The organism is Paenibacillus sp. A3M_27_13 (assembly GCF_024213315.1).
GTDB classification, from domain to species: Bacteria; Bacillota; Bacilli; order Paenibacillales; family Paenibacillaceae; genus Paenibacillus; species Paenibacillus polymyxa_B.
The window spans coordinates 850,552-866,898 of the sequence record NZ_JANAVE010000002.1; the positions used below are offsets into that span (position 1 = coordinate 850,552).

The window sequence follows — 16,347 nt, forward strand, 5'->3', positions numbered from 1 at the left end:
GACAAGGGATTTATCCGTGCATCATTTCAATGCTGGATTTTAAGTGCGCACGGTTTTACTTTCCTTCAGTTAGCTTTTCCATTTCTGTAATGACTTCTTCGAATACGCTCATCGCTTCGCGGATCGGCTGCGGAGAGGACATGTCAACGCCAGCTTTTTTCAAAATATTAATTGAATAATCACTGCCACCGCTCTTTAAGAAGCCCAAGTAACGGTCAACGGCTGGTTGGCCTTCTTCCAGAATCTGTTTCGAGAAACTAGTTGCTGCCGAGAAGCCAGTAGCATATTTGTAGACATAAAAACTGTTATAAAAATGAGGGATCCGTGCCCATTCCATTTCAATGTCTTTGTCTACCTTCATGCCAGGCCCGTGATATTTCACATTCAGATCATAGTAAATCTCCGATAAAAGCTGCGGTGTAAGGGATTCCCCCTGTTCAGCGCGTTCATGTACAATTTTCTCAAATTCCGCAAACATGGTTTGACGGAATACCGTTGTGCGGAATTGATCTGCATAGTAGGTGAGAAGGTACATTTTCTCTTTCGGATCGGTTGATTTGTTCAGCAAGTAGTCCATTAGCAACGCTTCATTGGTTGTGGATGCCACTTCAGCCAGGAAAATGGTGTACTGTGCATCTCTATACTTCAATGCGTTGTCTGAATAGTACGAATGCAACGCATGCCCCATTTCATGAGCAAGTGTGAACATGCTGTTCAGGTTGTCTTTATGATTCAGCAGCACATATGGGTGGGTACCATAAGCTCCCCAACTGTATGCACCAGTACGTTTGTTTTCGTTTTCGTATACATCGATCCAGCGCTCATCATAGCCTTTTTGCAGCGAAGCGAGATAGTCCTCGCCCAGTGGCTTAAGGCCTTCTTTTGTTTGCGTTTTGGCGTCTTCATACGTAATGTCCATCTTGTATTCGTCCACAAGCGGAGCGAACAAATCATACATATGGAGCTCATCCACACCTAACAACTTTTTACGCAGTTTGATGTAACGATGGAGCAGGGGTAAGCTTTCATGAATGGTGTCAATGAGATTCGTGTACACTTCCTTCGGAATATTGTCACCGTACAGTGACATTTCCAGTACAGAAGGGTATTTGCGAACACGAGAATAAAAAATATTCTTGTTTACATTGGCACTTAGTGTAGAAGCAATTGTATTTTTATTTTTGGCATATGTGTCATATACCGCTTTAAAAGCACGTTCGCGTACTTCGCGGTGCGGACTTTCGAGGAATTGAATGTAGCTGCCATGAGTCAGCTCAACCTCTTTGCCGTTCTCATCCTTAATTTTTGGAAACTTCAGATCAGCGTTGTTGAGCATGCCAAAAATCGTTTGCGGGGCTTGAGCCAGATTGCCAACCTGAGCGAGCAGCGCTTCTTCTGTCTTCCCCAAAATATGTGCTTTTTCCCGCTTCATTTCTTGAAGTGTAAACCGATAATCTGCAAGCTTTGGATCTTCAATGAAGGCATCAAGCTGATGATCCGGCAGTGCCAAAATTTCAGGCGTCACAAAAGAAAGAGACTCGCTAACCTCAACGCCTAATTTTTTTGCTTTTTGCGAAAGACCCTGGTATGTAGGTTCAGCTGTATCCTCATCATGATGCAGATGTGCGTACACATATACACGCTCGGTTTTAAGCGACAATTCATCTTCCAATTTAAAGCAGCTGCCAATCGACTCTGCTGAATTGAGCTTGCCTTGGAAATGTTCAGCCTTTTTGGCTAGTTGTTTGACTTCTTCATATTCTTGATCCCATGCTTTGCGGTTGGGAAACAAATCTTCCAGTTTCCATGTATTTTCCACTGGCGCATCAGCGCGTTTTACAATTTCACTCATGGAGAGCCTCCTCTGATCGAACGTAATGTGGGGTAGGGCTGCGGCAGTAAGGGACGGATGCCAAAACGAAGAAACCGCCACGCTTACCGTAAGCAGCAGGGCAAGAGGTTTTACAGGATGCATGTAACGGCAGATCCTCCTTATACCATGGCTTGTTATGCCATAGTATGACCTCTTACGCCCGAAAGTATAATTTTCCTTACTGTGGGTTGGAACCTATATTTAATAAGCTGTATACAATAAGATAAAAGGCAAGGCAAACCATGATTACAGCAGTGAGGGCCATCCACTTTTTGAGAGGAGTCGGTATCGTATCACGCTTCATGATCAGCACTCCGCCCAGCGTGAAGGCCAGAATAATGAAGATGAGATAGCTGTTGGACACCATGAATAGGCTAGACCTGTTTGAAAGCGTTCATGATCCGCTGCCACTCTTCCTCATTATCTTGAAAGGACTGCTTGGGAAACCGATTTTGAGCCCAATGCATCAGCGCCGGACGGCTTAAAAACGTGTGGGCTTCCTCGCCCCAATCATCGGATATTTCCCGTAGAACGATGTAACGGCCCTGCACCTCGACAGTCATCATGTTCCAATTGTCTTTTTTGTATATTTCGTGTTTTTTCATCATATGCATGTCTCCGATTTTATAGATGTTTTGGTTCATGATACCGCAGTTTCCGCCGCAAAAGCAAATCATTCCAGCCCGAAAAACCAGGAAAAACATCAATTGCATTGTGAAAAAGCATGAAGTATAATATGGATATTCGCCATAGATGGCGGTATTTTTAGGAGGTTGTTCACTTGAAAGGTACAGTTAAATGGTTTAACGCAGAAAAAGGTTATGGCTTCATTCAAATGGATGGTGGCGAGGACGTATTCGTACATTTCTCCGCAATCCAAGGCGACGGCTTTAAAACTTTGGAAGAAGGTCAAGCGGTTGAATTCGAAATTACTGAAGGTAACCGTGGACCCCAAGCAGCTAACGTAATCAAACTGTAAGTGTAACTGAATTGTAAGAATGGTTCCGTTTCTACGGATGTCTTATATATTACGGTTAAACTATGAATTGAGAGCGCAGTTCCTTAAATTTAAGGGACTGCGCTTTTTTGCGTAAATACGTTTACGATATGAGAAGATTGAGCAGGAATAGGGTATTATACGTAATAAAACTAAGCAGAAGACATCTTAAAACGCTGTTTATGTTCTCTTTGCCGATGCTGTTCGGAAACATTCTGCAATCCCTGAATGGAACGATCAACTCGATCTGGGTTGGAAAGTTTCTGGGAGAAGCCGCATTGACTGCCGCTTCCAATGGAAATATTATAATGTTTTTTCTTATCAGTTCGATTTTTGGCGTCACCATGGCTGCCACTATTATGATCGGACAAAATATTGGAGCAGGAGACGTAGCTGAAACCAAGCGTGTAGTAGGTACAAGTGCAGTCTTTTTTCTGGTGCTTGCTTTTGCTATAGGTATTATCGGATTTTTGAGTGCGCCTTGGATTCTTCATGTACTCAATACACCTGCCGAATCAGTGGATATGGCGATCACATATACGCGTATTATTTTTGCGGGCATGCCCTTTTTGTACGGCTATAACTACATAATGACCGTAATGAGAGGCGCTGGAGATTCCAAAACACCATTTTATTTTCTAATTGTTTCCGTCGTACTAGATGTACTACTTAACCCGCTGTTAATATTCGGATGGGGACCGATTCCTGCTATGGGCATTGGAGGCTCCGCTACTGCTACCCTGATCGCTCAAGGGATTAGCTTTGTGTTGATCCTCATTTACCTATATCGAGTAAAATATTTTTTGCGCATTACTTCTTCAGAGCTTCATTTACTCAGATTTGATTGGAAGATTATTTGGACCCTAATCCGTAAGGGAGTGCCGATGGGGTTGCAAATGATTGCTGTCTCCACCAGCGCGATTGCTTTAATGAATCTGATTAATGGCTACGGAACAGTGGCAGCAGCAGCTTATACAGCAGCCAATAATTTGTCCAGCTATGTGCAGATGCCGGCAATGGCGTTAGGTGCAGCCGTATCTTCCTTTGCCGCTCAAAATATCGGAGCCGGACGTTGGGATCGAGTGCGCATGACAACCTGGATTGGGATTGTGTATAATTTTGTGTTGACTGGTGGAGCTGTGGTATTAATTTACATGTTTAACCGTCAGGCCTTGCTCATGTTCCTTCCTTCTACGGGGGGTGCATTGGAATTGGGCATGCGGATTAATCTGATCACTTTGTGGTCTTTTGTTATATTCGGTGTTACCAATGTCATTACAGGTGTTGTTCGATCAACGGGTTCCGTAATGATACCGCTTTTAATTACCATTATTTCATTATGGGGCATTCGTATACCTTTGGCCTATGCATTTGTCGATGAGTATGGTCTAGATGCTGTATGGTGGAGTTTTCCTGTTGGTTTTGCTATCTCTGCCGTAGCAGTCATTTTCTATTATGCTTTCGGGAAATGGAAGCAGGCAAGCATGGGAGAGGGAATCCAAGGGGTGAAGCCAGCAGAGGACAAGGGATAGGTAGGCGGTAGGCCATTTATACTATTTGCGATTAAAGTCTTATAAGGATAGATTTTGTGTAACTCCTATTTTTGACTAATAAAACATTACAGGTATAAAGTCTTTTTGTGAGAATAGCTCATTTTTCTTGAATTTTAAAGAAAAAAGTGAGGTTGTTCATTTGTGCTAAAAGGACGAACATATTATAATGGATATGGTTTGGATAGGTATAATTACGTAGACAACAATGTGGAGGCACCGTCATTTGAGTTATGTTGAGCAAGGACGTTATCAAGTACCGAGAGGCCCCATAGGTCTAATGAGCCGAATGTACAAGCACATTCTCCCTGAAACGAAACTAGAATTGAGTAACTGGAAGAGCAAGGCCGAACAAATTCCGGACCCTGAGCTGCGAAGCCAGGCGCTTGCGAGCATAGCGGATAAGACGTTTCACTGCGTGGGTGGGGCGGTTTATGCCGCAGCCAATATGTCTGCCCGGCAGACGCTAATTCCGCTGATCGTAGCGTATCAGACCATTAGTGATTATCTGGACAACCTGTGTGATCGCAGTACGTCCATGGACCCGGATGATTTCAGGCTGTTGCATCAGGCTATGCTGGATGCGGTTAATCCGACGGCTAGGCCAGTGAATTATTATGAGTTGCGTCGTGAGCAGGAGGATGGCGGTTATTTGACCGGGCTGGTGACAACCTGTCAGTCTTGTGTAAGCAGGCTTCCGGGCTATGAGGCGGCAATGCCTTACGTTCAGGATTTGGCGCGATTATACACGGATTTGCAAGTATACAAGCATATTAAACCCGAGCTGCGGGAACAAGCGCTTTTGGACTGGTGGTCGCTTCATAAAGACCGTACACCAGAGTTGCGCTGGAATGAGTTTGCTGCGGCTACCGGTTCAACTCTGGGGGTCTTTATGCTGTTTCTTGCTGCCAGCGACCAGCATCTGACCGATGCAGGGGCTGCCTCAATACATGCATCGTATTTTCCACATGTGTGCAGTCTTCATATTTTGCTGGATTATCTAATCGATCAAGACGAAGACCGGAAGGGCGGAGATCTTAACTTTTGCAATTATTATGAAGATACCGACATGATGCTAGACCGGATCGCCTACGTTGTGAATCGGGCGCGGGCTGATATTGCAGATGTCCCTGCCAGCTCCTTTCACCGGATGATTATCGAGGGATTGCTGGCTTTATATTTATCCGACCCTAAAGTTAGCGAGCAGCAGGACGTTCGCGCTGTTTCGAGACGTTTAATGAAAAATAGTCCGCTCATGCGTTTGTTTTTCTTATTAAACAGTCGATGGATAAGAAGGCTTATATGATTATTTTGAGGAGGTCATAAATCATGACAGCAGTTAAGAAAATTGCAGTATTAACAAGTGGTGGAGATTCACAAGGGATGAACGCGGCAGTTCGCGCCGTCGTACGTAGCGGATTGTATTTTGGACTGGAAGTATTCGGGATTCAACGCGGTTATCAAGGCCTTTTGAACGATGATATTTTTCCAATGGATCTGAGAAGCGTTGGAGATATTATCCAACGTGGGGGTACTGTACTTCAATCTGCAAGATGTCTGGAATTTACGACTGAAGAAGGACAGAAAAAAGGCGCTCAAATTTTGCGTAACCGTGGAATTGACGGCGTAGTCGTGATTGGTGGAGACGGTTCCTATCAAGGAGCTAATAAACTGACCAAGCAAGGCATTAAAACCATGTGTCTTCCGGGTACGATCGACAATGACATTTCTTTCACGGACTACACTATTGGTTTTGATACAGCGGTTAGTATCGTAGTGGACGCAATCAACAAGCTGCGTGATACGATGTCATCCCATGAACGTTCTTCCATCGTGGAAGTTATGGGACGTCATTGTGGCGATATTGCTCTCCATGCAGGTCTGGCTTCTGGCGCAGAAACGATTTTGGTGCCTGAGGTAGAATTTGATCTGAATGAAGTATCCGATCGGATGAAACAAAACTTTAAGCATGGCAAACGCCACAGTATCATTATTGTTGCTGAGGGTGTAGGCAAAGGCGAAACAGTAGCACAGGTTATCCAAGAAAACTGTCCGGATTATGAGCCTCGTGTTACAGTGCTTGGACACATCCAACGTGGAGGCACACCAACAGCGTTTGACCGCAACCTGGCGAGCCGTTTGGGTGACTTTGCTGTTCGCCAATTGATTGAGGGCATATCTGACAAGGCTTGCGGAACGATCGACGGTAAGTTGGTAGCTACAGATATTGACAAGGTTGTAAATACCAAAAAAGATTTCAATATGGAGCTTTATGAGCTGGCCTTGCGTTTGTCCCAATAATAAGAGCCTTTATGTAAAATAGATCGGCTCTGATATTGGAAAAGATCAAAATTATGCGGATGACCCGAGTCATCCGCTATTTTTTTAGCTTTGAGTCCTATCAGGAGGTAGTCATACATGTACCTATTCAAAATCGAAGTGGACAGTTCGGAAGGAGCGCTGACCGTTATTCTCGCCGCTGAAAATGAAGAACAGGCATTTGAGGAGATTGAACAACATGTGGAGAGACACTTTCTATTTCCTCCCAAGCTGAACGAAGTGGCGATTGTGGAGAAAAAACGAATAACTTTAGGCGCAGCATATGTAATCGAGACACGCAAAGGCTAGATAGCCTCTGCGTGTTGTTTTTTTTCGGAGAAACGACGTTGTACTTTCACCAGACGCCAGAGAAGTAAAATAGCGCCTACTGCCAATCCTGTAATCAAACCGATCCAATAGCCGTAGGGCCCCAATGAAGTCCAGCGTGCCAGTATATATCCTACAGGAAGCCCAATGACCCAATAGGCGAGGAATGTGAGCAAAAAGGCTGGATTGACGTCTTTATACCCGCGTAGCGCTCCTTGTGTAGGTGTAGCGACAGCATCAGATATCTGAAAGAAAATCGCATAGATTAGAAAATGCTGTGCCAATTGAATGACCTGCGGATCGGTGGAGTAAAGTCGAGCGACCTGTTCACCCCAGATAAGCAGTACAATAGCTGTAATCAGTGATAGACCTACTGCGCTGCTGATACCCATTACACTATAAGCTTTGGCATCCCGCGGGCGAGTAGCTCCTGTTTCATAGCCAACCAGAATCGTAAGTGCCATGCAAATGCTGAGTGGAATCATATACAGCGTAGATGCAAAGTTCATGGCGGCCTGATGTGCGGCTATGGTAGCTGTATTATAACTGCTCATGAAGAGGGTGACGGCTGAAAAGACGGCAGTCTCAAAAAATATAGCAAATCCAATCGGTACTCCAATCTTGATGAGCTCTTTCAAAGCACCAGCAGCAATCCCGTATATTTTGTTAAAGATTCGGTATTCGGCAAATATTTTTCCACGATGCGCAGTGATACCGGCAACCAGCATGATGATCCAGTAGGTGGTCGCCGTCGCTACCCCGGAACCCACACCCCCCAGACGCGGAAAACCCCAGTTTCCATAAATAAGTAGATAATTTAACAATACATTGATGGGTAATGACATGAGCGTGATTAACATCGTAAAGCGGGTTTGTCCCAATGCATCCATAAAGCTTCGGAGCACAGTGTAGGCAAATAGAGGAACAATCCCGAAGGCCATGGCACAAAGGTAGTATAGGGCCACATTATGAACTCTCAGTTCCAAATTCATACCGTTCAAAATAGGTTTGACCAAAATAATGCCAGCAATCAAAACGACCATAGACAGGGCGAGAGAGAGCCAAAGTGCTTGAATGACATAGTAGGAGACTTTATCTTTGCGCTGTGCTCCTACCAATTGAGATACAATGGGCGTGATAGCCATAAGTATTCCATTAAGGCCTGTTTGTACAGGAACCCATAGGCTTACTCCAATGGCTACTCCAGCCAGATCGGCAGGGGAAAAGTGCCCTGACATATTCGTATCGAAAAAAGTCATGGCAGATAGTGCAAGCTGGGTAATCAGGATAGGGAGCAAAATGTAGAAAAGCTGCTTCCATTTCTGCCCCGTTGTTAGTGTCAATTGCATTTTTGTTTTCCTCATTTACTAGGGATTGATTATTTGTATATATCATAACATGTAAGTATTTATTGTAAGGGATACCGCTACATTTGAACAGTAATAAAAAAGACTGCACCCGTTCGCCAAACAACGGGACAGCCTTCGAAATAATTATATAATTTCTAAATCTTGTATAAGAGAACGAGAAGTCCGGAGGGATAAATTATTTGTAAGTTACTCCACTTGTATAGCGGTTTGTGGCATTCCAGAGTAAATATTCATCCACTTTCATATCCTTAAGCGCGCGAATTTGATCCTCTACTTGAGTTTTCCCATACTTGGCATAATGTCCGCTCCCCAACCAACTTGCGGTAAAATCCTGGATCCAAGGACGGATAATTGGCTTTAGCTTGCCCGTCGGATCGAGCTTTTTGTGGGTATCGGCCATGGAGCCTTTAATCGTCTGGTAAGGATTCTTATCGGGATCTTTTACACCGAACCAGCCTGTGGTGTAGTGACTTGGATAAACCATGGGCGAAATGACATCCACATTTTCGGAGATTTTAGTGAAATCCTGTCCGATCCCCTCCGCAGCAGGAACGGATGCGGCATATCCGAAAATATCTACCGATACTCGTACACCTAATGGAGCTAGCTCTTTGCGGGCATATTGTACGAATTCAGCGACTGCATCCGAGCGGGATTGATCTGATTTGGTATATTTCAGCTTGTCTGCTCTTTTCTCAAAGCCTTCGGGGAAACGTACATAGTCAAATTGAATTTCCTTAAAACCAAGTTTGGCTGCTTCCTTAGCGATGGCGATATTATAATCCCATACTTCTTTATTATAGGGATTAACGAACCCGTCTCCTTTGCCGTTTTTCCAGACAGAGCCGTCAGGGTTACGGAAAGACATCTCGGGATTTTTGTTGGCCAGTACAGTATCTTTAAATACGACAATACGAGCAATCGGGTAAACATTATGCTTTTTCAATCGGTCCATCAAACCGGAAATATCCCGAATGAATTTTTGCGGCTTGCCCAATTTGAGCAGCTCGGGAGTGGTCGTTGGATAAGTGATGTAACCTGCATCGTCTTTAATATCAATAACCATGGAATTGAGCTCTGTCTTGTCAAGCAGTTCAAGCAGCTGGGTCATACGCGAACCGCCTGCGCTATAAGCCGTGACATAGATGCCCTTGATAGCAGGAGTCGTCGGTTGTGGGTCAATTTTAACCGGAGGATTGGAGGCATCCACCTTCATATTATTGTGCTGAGCCTGAATCATGGCGCTGCTAATTGTTGTTGCCACCGTATCTTTTACATTTGGAGCGTTGGCTGACTGATCCCCGTTTCCGCCTATCCCCATCGCCAATAGCATAATTGCCCAAATCATATTCATTTCCTAACTCTCTCCCTTATGTATGTCGCTTACCTGATTATACGTAAAGTTATGTATCGAAAAACAACACGCTTGTAACCAATACTGGAATCATCAGGCACAGTCTTACATGATTAACCCAACCGGTGTTCATTGAATCCATAAAAATGCATAAATAATGCCGCTCTCTTCGCGGTCGTAGATGCAACCGGAAGAAGCGGCACTTGGTAAAGAAATTTATTGAAGATAATTATTGTCTTGATGCTCGCAAATACTGTACTGAATAATTTCTAGCGCATCCGTTGGCTTGAGTATGGCCATCCCGTCCCGAAGCACAATCATCGAGTTAAGCTCATCCTTTTTGAGAGAAGGGAGCATTTCCGGGTACCACCTTAAGACAATGTCGGACAGTTTTACCGTTTCCATTTCCACAAAAATCACCCTTTCCTGCTCGGAATCATTCCAAAAGAATCATTCAATACGATTCGGAAAAGCAAAGTGCCTGTGAAATAGCAGGTAAAGCTGGTCTTTATATACTATGGGAACAGCGCACATATAGTGTACCACAGAAACTGTATTTTGACACTTAGGTTTGTGCTTATCTTCGGCGAAATGAACCCATCACCCCAACCGTTTCCACAATATTGACAAAAGCAGATGGGTCCACTTCTTTAATGATGCGTTTTAATTCAACTAGCTCGTAGCGTGTCGTGACAGTCATCAGCATGTCCTTTTCGGTATGTGAAAATGCGCCTTCAATTTTTATTTTGCTAACACCGCGTGGTGTGGTCAACATCCGCTCCAGTAGCTTGTCGGTGTGCTCTGTAATAATGTAGACGGTAATCTTCGTGTGACTGACATAGATTTGATCCAATACCTTGCCAGTCACAAAAATAGATAGCATCGACGCAAGTGCAATATTCCAATCATCGTTCAAATATCCTGCTGCAAGAATGACCAGTCCATTCATGCCAACAAGTACAGTTCCTACGGGGAAGTCACGATAACGAGTGACGATGGAACCGATAATGTCAAAACCGCCCGTGGACCCTCCTACCCGAAAGGAAATTCCTGCTCCAACGCCGATCATTACCCCACCAAAAACGGAGGCCAGCAGGGGGTCCGACACGACAGATTGCACCGGCACCCACGCCAAAATCCACGTTGTAACGACAACGGATAAAATGCTCAGGCTAATAAAACGCTTGCCTAAAATAAACCAGCCTGCAATAAGCATCGGGATATTGATAATAAAATACATCGCGCTGATATCAAATTTTGTGAAGTAGCCGATTAACATGGAAAGCCCGGCTACTCCTCCGCTCAGCAAGTGGTGTGGCACGAGAAACAGATTAAAACCGCATGCAATGGCAGCGGCTCCAAAAATGACAGTTAAGCAGTTTAACACTATTTTTAACAACTTAATTTCACCTCATTTAAATTATACGGGAAGCAACTTGCTGGTATTCATGAATTGTTCTGTGCTATAATGCGATGTGGATATTCTTGAGTAGGGACCTATGTCCAGAGAAACACTTAAAATTTAAACTGTTTTAAAAAGGATAAATTCGTTTAAGATGTATCGGATAGGTTCCCCAAATTCATTACAGAAAGATGCAGTTATAGGTCTAAATAAACTGTCACTGTATTGGGGAAAACTTATACAATAATATCGCTACTTAAGAATACAGACAACATTGTGGATTGTCCACCACATCCACCATTATGAAGGAGTTTGAATAAATTTGACGACATTTGCAGAATTTGATCTTGAACCGAAAGTAATTCAGGCGATTACAGAACTGGGTTTTGAAGAAGCAACACCAATTCAATCCCAATCCATCCCGATTGCACTGCAAGGCAGAGACATGATTGGCCAAGCCCAAACAGGTACTGGTAAAACTGCTGCGTTTGGTATTCCGCTGATCAACAAAATTTCTAGAAGCGACGAAAAAATCAGAGCCCTGATCATGGCACCAACACGTGAGCTTGCTATCCAGGTAGCTGAAGAAATCGAAAAACTCTCCCGTTTCAAAGGTCTTCGTACTTTGCCAATCTATGGTGGACAAGATATCGTACGCCAGATTCGTGCTTTGAAAAAGAAACCTCAAATTATTATTGGTACGCCAGGACGCTTGCTTGACCATATTAATCGCAAAACCATCAAGCTGGAAGATGTAAACACAGTTGTTTTGGATGAAGCAGATGAAATGTTGGATATGGGCTTCATGGAAGATATTCAATCCATTCTGAAGCAAGTTCCAGACGAGCGCCAAACGATGCTTTTCTCGGCTACAATGCCTCCTAATATTAAAAGATTGGCTGAGCAATTCCTCAAAAATCCTGAGCATGTTTCAGTTATTCCTAAACAAGTTAGTGCTCCACTGATTGATCAGGCCTATATCGAAGTTCCTGAGCGTCAAAAATTCGAAGCATTGAGCCGCTTGATCGACATGGAATCCCCAGAACTTGCTATCGTATTTGGTCGTACCAAGCGTCGGGTAGACGAGCTGGCTGAAGCTCTGCAAAAACGCGGATATTCTGCAGACGGTTTGCATGGTGACTTGTCTCAAAACCAACGTGATGCTGTAATGCGTAAATTCCGTGACGGAAGCATCGATGTGCTCGTAGCGACTGACGTAGCTGCCCGTGGTTTGGACGTTTCCGGCGTAACTCACGTTGTGAACTTTGACCTTCCGCAAGATCCAGAAAGCTATGTTCACCGTATTGGACGTACTGGACGTGCAGGTAAAGAAGGGGAAGCTTGGTCTTTCGTAACGCCTCGTGAAATTGACCATTTGCACTTTATCGAACGTGTAACTCGTCACCGCATTCCACGCAAGCCGCTTCCAACGTTGGCTGAAGCTCTGGAAGGCAAACAACGTATCATTGCTGAACGTCTCCTAGAGGCTGTAGAAAGCGGTGAGCTGAACGAGTACAAAGGTTTGGCTATTCAAATGCTGGAGCAATATGATTCTGTACAACTTCTCTCCGCAGCTCTGAAACTGATGACTGGTGAGAAAAGAGAAGCATCGATTGAGTTGACTCCAGAAGATCCGATCCGTGCAAAACGTCGTAAACCAGACGTGCGTTCTGGCGGTCGCAAGCCTTCCAACTATAGCGGTCGCAGCAACGGTGGTTACAATTCCAACCGTTCTGGCGGTACCGGCGGTAGTGGAAGTAAAGGTGGATATGGCGGTTACAACCGTGGCAAAGAAGGCGGTGGCTACAACCGTGATTCCGGAAGCCGCTACAGTGGAGATCGTAAACCACGCCCGAGCAGCAATGGAGAAACTCGTCGTCCTGCAAGACGTGAAGATTCCTCTTCCGAATAAGAAATGAAATAATGAAAAGTCGAAGCAGATGAAGCTTCGGCTTTTTTGTTATGATTGATCAGTATGAATGAACCTTTTAGCGATCTGCTTTAATGGGTCACGTATTGATTTCTCTGGCGTATTAGGGCTGAAATACGGTATGATATAGTCAAGAGCCGGAATTTATAGGCATAGCAACATGAGTCTTGGAACTGCCAAGGCTTGCGGAGGGAGAGACTGACATTGGAGTTTAAAGGAGCTATGGGTGGTATTTACCGCCTGACCGAGTGGATTACCCGACTGGCGGCTACAAATTTGTTATGGGTGTTATGTTCGTCGCCTTTTGTATTCTGCCTCATACTGAAACTACTTGTAATGAATCAGAATTTGGCTAATGAGTCTTTACAAATGAACTGGGCGATGGCTATTTTGGCACCGCTTACTTTATTTCCAGCCACATCGGCTATGTTCACAGTGGTTCGCAAATGGGTAATGGGTGATACCGATACGGGCGTGTTTCGTACCTTTTTTAAAGGGTATAAAGAGAATTATAAGCAGAGTCTGATCGGGGGTATCTTTTACACATTGCTGTTTGTCATCATGTATGTGGATTATACCGTATATATGACACAACTCAGCAACTTGCAAATCGTGGGCGTAATTATGCTTATTCTTATCATTATTTTGCTTGTGTCTATGTTTAACTTCTTTTCGATGGTGGCTCATTATCATATGTCTACCGGACAAATTATTAAAAATGCGGTTTTATTGACGCTGATTCGACCATTCCGTGTATTTTCCACCATGCTCGGCAGCGCCGTTGTTATATTTATTGGAGTCAAATATCCTGTGCTTTTCCTATTCTTCATCGGCAGCGTGGTTGCCTGGTTCGCTTTCTTTAATTTTTATGGAACATTCCTCAAAATGCAAGATCAAATGGAAAAGATGAAGCAGAAAGATGAAGGTACGGCAACCATTGAAGACAAGAAAAGTGATAACCTCTAAAAATAAAACATATTTCTCCTAGCATTTACTTTCTGAGTGAGAAGCGCTATAATAAGGTCACATCCTGCGATGCACGTTACGGTCATTTGTTGTTTTGAACCAATGACAATGTCTAGGGAGATCTATACGGATGAACAGCTGAAAAGCCCTGTCAATTCCTGACAAGGGGACTTCAAAAGTTTATTCTGCGGTCACCCACCTGCTAAAGCAGGTTCAGAAGACGCTATGGTCGGACGGCATCGGCGGGTACTCCAAAGATAATGAATACACTCTGTTCATGCTTCGTGCAGAAACAGGGTGTTTTTTGTATGTAACAATGTTAAACTAAGACATGAGGTACTAAGGTCGCATACCACAGGTATGGTCGGTTAAATTTTTGTTGTTTAACGTTTTTATAAAGCGCTTGCAGCAAAAAAACCGATGTGCTGCATTATGGCAACGATTATCGTGAAGGAGGAAATGTCTTGTCGTTGAAGAGGACTCTGGTAGGGATTGTGCGCAGCCAAGAAGGTACAAGCGACCGGGTCAAGGACCCCCAAATGAAGACACGCTATTATAACTTATCGAGAGACAAGGCTTGGGAAGAAGTATCATCTATTTTGAAAAAAATTCCTGGCTACAAGGTACTCCATGAGGTAGCATCCGTAGGTGAGATTACGTTAGAGAAGCGAACGGCGTTCGGTAGAACTGTCGACATTACCGTTTCTATATTGTCCGTCTCGCCAGTTCGGAGTGCGGTGGATATTTATTCTGCTTCACGCGGATCGCTAGGGGACTTGGGCGCGAATTACCGCATCATTTTGCAACTGTTCGCTGTGATTGACAAGAAGCTGTCCGCTCATAAGGTCGTGCAGTAATTGTAGATGTGTGAGCAGTGATGTGGCAGACAAACGTCAAAAAAAGCGAGGAAGGCAACCCTTCACTCGCTTTTTTAATATTCAGTCTTGATTTAGACGAGTTTTTTCACTGCTGCAATCGCTTGCTCATAGTCAGGGTGCTCGGACATTTCGCTCAAGTATTCTACGTAAGCGATTTTGTCATTTTGATCAATCACAAAAATAGCTCTATGATCCAAATGGAATTCCTTGATGAACACACCATAAGCTTCGCCGAAGGAATGATCCTTATAGTCGGACAGTGTCAATACGCGGTCGATACCGGCAGCACCGCACCAACGAGCTTGAGCGAAAGGCAGATCGACGCTGACAGTCAGCACTACGACTTGATCCCCAAGGGAATCAGCTTCCTGGTTAAAACGTCGAGTCTGTGCGTCACACACGCCTGTATCCAAAGAAGGAACAACACTGATCAATTTGACTTTGCCTGCAAAGTCTTGGAGCGTAGCTGCTTCTAGCAGGTTTTTCTGTAATTTGAAATCAGGTGCCTGATCTCCAACCTTCAGTTCAGGACCTAAGAGTGTCAAAGGATTGCCTTTAAAAGTAGCAGCTCCTGTACGTTCTTGTGCCATATGTAATAGCCTCCTTGGTTTTTAGCATTGGTTATCGTTGCCGAAATCTATTATAATCTTTTATAAAAGACATTGTCCAATTTGAATAAGGTGGAGACACCCATGAAGGAAGGATTGCCTTGATTTTTTTACGTTATGAGAACTGGAAAAGTTATTTGCGGTTTTACCCAGTGACCTGTCTGATTTTGCTCATTAATATTGTGATGTTTATTGTACTCACCGTACAGGGTGGATCGGAAAATAGTTTGACGTTGATCCGATATGGAGCTTTGATTAATGAGGCGCCATTCACTGATCAACTGTGGCGATATGTATCAGCTATGTTTTTACATGCAGGGTTTGATCATCTTCTGTTCAATTCCTTCGCCATACTCGTCTTCGCTCCTCCGCTGGAGCGTTTGCTGGGGTCCTTCCGCTATGTGTTATTGTATCTGGTCACGGGCATTGTAGGGAACATACTGTCCATCGCGCATTACAATATGATGACGGAAACGACAGTCTCTGTAGGAGCTTCAGGAGCGATTTATGGCATCTATGGAGCATTCCTATACGTTGCCCTGTTCCAGCGGTCACTGATGGATGACGCCTCGCGTAAAACGCTGTACACGCTGCTTGGGTTTGGTATCCTGTTTTCTTTCGCTGTAGCGAACATTAACTGGACCGCTCACTTCGGGGGATTGCTCAGTGGGTTTTTCCTTTATGGATTAATGATCAGATTGACTGGCCAACGCAAACGTCACTAAAGATAGTTTTACGGTAAGTTAGCAGGGGAAGAAAGAGGATGATGTTCG

Annotated in this window: 17 protein-coding genes and 1 other RNA gene; 10 read left to right on the forward strand and 8 right to left on the reverse strand. The window is 44.2% G+C overall.

Annotated elements, in window-relative coordinates; translation table 11 throughout:
- Positions 1–55 precede the first annotated feature (55 nt).
- The 3 genes from pepF to NLX82_RS10445 all read right to left on the reverse strand — a co-directional run bounded on the left by pepF (position 56) and on the right by NLX82_RS10445 (position 2,481).
- Complete coding sequence (gene pepF / locus NLX82_RS10435) at positions 56–1,852, reverse strand: oligoendopeptidase F (RefSeq protein ID WP_254347995.1); 1,797 nt, start codon at positions 1,850–1,852, stop codon at positions 56–58.
- 199 nt (positions 1,853–2,051) lie between these two features.
- Complete coding sequence (locus NLX82_RS10440; RefSeq protein ID WP_025715827.1) at positions 2,052–2,240, reverse strand: hypothetical protein; 189 nt, start codon at positions 2,238–2,240, stop codon at positions 2,052–2,054.
- 7 nt (positions 2,241–2,247) lie between these two features.
- Complete coding sequence (locus NLX82_RS10445) at positions 2,248–2,481, reverse strand: hypothetical protein (RefSeq protein WP_013309704.1); 234 nt, start codon at positions 2,479–2,481, stop codon at positions 2,248–2,250.
- Between the two features lie 173 nt (positions 2,482–2,654).
- On the opposite strand from NLX82_RS10445, the gene NLX82_RS10450 reads away from it, so the two are divergent.
- The 5 genes from NLX82_RS10450 to NLX82_RS10470 all read left to right on the forward strand — a co-directional run bounded on the left by NLX82_RS10450 (position 2,655) and on the right by NLX82_RS10470 (position 7,048).
- On the forward strand, positions 2,655–2,852 hold the full coding sequence (locus NLX82_RS10450; protein WP_013309706.1) for a cold shock domain-containing protein: 198 nt from the start codon (positions 2,655–2,657) through the stop codon (positions 2,850–2,852).
- A gap of 200 nt (positions 2,853–3,052) precedes the next feature.
- The gene (locus tag NLX82_RS10455) at positions 3,053–4,402 is read left to right on the forward strand and encodes an MATE family efflux transporter (RefSeq protein ID WP_254347997.1); all 1,350 of its coding nucleotides are present in this window, start codon (positions 3,053–3,055) and stop codon (positions 4,400–4,402) included.
- Between the two features lie 244 nt (positions 4,403–4,646).
- The gene (locus NLX82_RS10460) at positions 4,647–5,726 is read left to right on the forward strand and encodes a tetraprenyl-beta-curcumene synthase family protein (RefSeq protein WP_013309708.1); all 1,080 of its coding nucleotides are present in this window, start codon (positions 4,647–4,649) and stop codon (positions 5,724–5,726) included.
- 23 nt (positions 5,727–5,749) lie between these two features.
- Positions 5,750–6,721 carry a 6-phosphofructokinase gene (gene pfkA, locus NLX82_RS10465; RefSeq protein ID WP_023988013.1) on the forward strand — a complete coding sequence of 324 codons (972 nt, stop codon included), beginning with the start codon at positions 5,750–5,752 and terminating at the stop codon, positions 6,719–6,721.
- Between the two features lie 117 nt (positions 6,722–6,838).
- Positions 6,839–7,048, forward strand: a complete 210-nt coding sequence (locus NLX82_RS10470; RefSeq protein WP_023988014.1) for a DUF3906 family protein — start codon at positions 6,839–6,841, stop codon at positions 7,046–7,048.
- On the opposite strand, the gene NLX82_RS10475 is transcribed toward NLX82_RS10470, so the two are convergent.
- From NLX82_RS10475 to NLX82_RS10490, 4 genes are all read right to left on the reverse strand, one after another.
- The gene (locus NLX82_RS10475) at positions 7,045–8,415 is read right to left on the reverse strand and encodes an MATE family efflux transporter (RefSeq protein WP_028542825.1); all 1,371 of its coding nucleotides are present in this window, start codon (positions 8,413–8,415) and stop codon (positions 7,045–7,047) included. The two genes, NLX82_RS10470 and NLX82_RS10475, sit on opposite strands and share 4 nt — an antisense overlap.
- Before the next feature lie 196 nt (positions 8,416–8,611).
- Positions 8,612–9,790 carry a putative glycoside hydrolase gene (locus tag NLX82_RS10480; RefSeq protein ID WP_028542824.1) on the reverse strand — a complete coding sequence of 393 codons (1,179 nt, stop codon included), beginning with the start codon at positions 9,788–9,790 and terminating at the stop codon, positions 8,612–8,614.
- A 216-nt stretch (positions 9,791–10,006) separates the two neighbouring features.
- Entirely contained in the window at positions 10,007–10,195 is a 189-nt protein-coding gene (locus NLX82_RS10485) for a hypothetical protein (RefSeq protein ID WP_080683009.1), read from the reverse strand.
- A 172-nt stretch (positions 10,196–10,367) separates the two neighbouring features.
- The gene (locus NLX82_RS10490) at positions 10,368–11,189 is read right to left on the reverse strand and encodes a YitT family protein (RefSeq protein WP_023988017.1); all 822 of its coding nucleotides are present in this window, start codon (positions 11,187–11,189) and stop codon (positions 10,368–10,370) included.
- A gap of 325 nt (positions 11,190–11,514) precedes the next feature.
- Here NLX82_RS10490 and cshA point away from each other — a divergent pair, with 325 nt between their 5' ends.
- The 4 genes from cshA to NLX82_RS10510 all read left to right on the forward strand — a co-directional run bounded on the left by cshA (position 11,515) and on the right by NLX82_RS10510 (position 14,945).
- Complete coding sequence (gene cshA, locus NLX82_RS10495; protein WP_023988018.1) at positions 11,515–13,104, forward strand: degradosome RNA helicase CshA; 1,590 nt, start codon at positions 11,515–11,517, stop codon at positions 13,102–13,104.
- A 222-nt stretch (positions 13,105–13,326) separates the two neighbouring features.
- The gene (locus NLX82_RS10500) at positions 13,327–14,088 is read left to right on the forward strand and encodes a YesL family protein (RefSeq protein WP_028542823.1); all 762 of its coding nucleotides are present in this window, start codon (positions 13,327–13,329) and stop codon (positions 14,086–14,088) included.
- A 58-nt stretch (positions 14,089–14,146) separates the two neighbouring features.
- Positions 14,147–14,341, forward strand: a non-coding RNA gene (gene ssrS, locus NLX82_RS10505) — 6S RNA.
- A 211-nt stretch (positions 14,342–14,552) separates the two neighbouring features.
- Positions 14,553–14,945, forward strand: coding sequence for a DUF1499 domain-containing protein (locus NLX82_RS10510; RefSeq protein ID WP_013309718.1), 393 nt, complete (start codon positions 14,553–14,555; stop codon positions 14,943–14,945).
- 92 nt (positions 14,946–15,037) lie between these two features.
- Here NLX82_RS10510 and tpx read toward each other — a convergent pair whose 3' ends face one another.
- Positions 15,038–15,556 (reverse strand): thiol peroxidase, encoded by a 519-nt coding sequence (gene tpx / locus NLX82_RS10515; protein ID WP_053325164.1) that lies wholly within the window; start codon positions 15,554–15,556, stop codon positions 15,038–15,040.
- A gap of 119 nt (positions 15,557–15,675) precedes the next feature.
- Between tpx and NLX82_RS10520 the strand changes: the two genes are divergently transcribed.
- Positions 15,676–16,299: a rhomboid family intramembrane serine protease gene (locus NLX82_RS10520; RefSeq protein WP_023988021.1), complete on the forward strand. Its 624-nt coding sequence runs from the start codon at positions 15,676–15,678 to the stop codon at positions 16,297–16,299.
- Positions 16,300–16,347 lie beyond the last annotated feature (48 nt).

Coding starts and splice junctions, on each gene's coding strand:
- NLX82_RS10485 (WP_080683009.1), bottom strand. CDS start 10,195: ATGGAAACGGTAAAACTGTCCGACATTGTCTTAAGGTGGTACCCGGAA.
- NLX82_RS10445 (WP_013309704.1), bottom strand. CDS start 2,481: ATGATGAAAAAACACGAAATATACAAAAAAGACAATTGGAACATGATG.
- NLX82_RS10475 (WP_028542825.1), bottom strand. CDS start 8,415: ATGCAATTGACACTAACAACGGGGCAGAAATGGAAGCAGCTTTTCTAC.
- NLX82_RS10480 (WP_028542824.1), bottom strand. CDS start 9,790: ATGAATATGATTTGGGCAATTATGCTATTGGCGATGGGGATAGGCGGA.
- tpx (WP_053325164.1), bottom strand. CDS start 15,556: ATGGCACAAGAACGTACAGGAGCTGCTACTTTTAAAGGCAATCCTTTG.
- NLX82_RS10455 (WP_254347997.1), top strand. CDS start 3,053: ATGTTCTCTTTGCCGATGCTGTTCGGAAACATTCTGCAATCCCTGAAT.
- NLX82_RS10440 (WP_025715827.1), bottom strand. CDS start 2,240: ATGGTGTCCAACAGCTATCTCATCTTCATTATTCTGGCCTTCACGCTG.
- NLX82_RS10470 (WP_023988014.1), top strand. CDS start 6,839: ATGTACCTATTCAAAATCGAAGTGGACAGTTCGGAAGGAGCGCTGACC.
- pepF (WP_254347995.1), bottom strand. CDS start 1,852: ATGAGTGAAATTGTAAAACGCGCTGATGCGCCAGTGGAAAATACATGG.
- pfkA (WP_023988013.1), top strand. CDS start 5,750: ATGACAGCAGTTAAGAAAATTGCAGTATTAACAAGTGGTGGAGATTCA.